The sequence below is a fragment of the Alkalihalophilus lindianensis genome, from assembly GCF_032843265.1.
GTDB classification, from domain to species: domain Bacteria; phylum Bacillota; class Bacilli; order Bacillales; family Bacillaceae_D; genus Alkalihalophilus; species Alkalihalophilus lindianensis.
Window position 1 is genome coordinate 1 of the sequence record NZ_JAWJBA010001170.1, and the last position, 228, is coordinate 228.

The window sequence follows — 228 nt, forward strand, 5'->3', positions numbered from 1 at the left end:
TTTTCCAAACTCAGTCATATTGGCGAGTAATGGTGCATTCACCATTTGTTTGATTTTTAGAAAATCCTTAGTCGATTCAATCGCCTCTGGAAAGATGGCATCGGCCCCAGCCGTAAGATATTGATTTGCACGAGCAATGGCGGACTCTATGCCTACAACTGTAACAGCATCTGTGCGGGCAATGACAATTAAGGTAGGGGCCACTTCTTTAATTACCTTGATTTTTTG

Annotated in this window: 1 protein-coding gene; it reads right to left on the minus strand. The window is 42.5% G+C overall.

Going from position 1 to position 228, the window contains the following annotated elements:
* Positions 1–228: isocitrate lyase/phosphoenolpyruvate mutase family protein (locus RYX56_RS25750; RefSeq protein ID WP_317124564.1), on the minus strand; the 228-nt coding region annotated here is incomplete at both ends.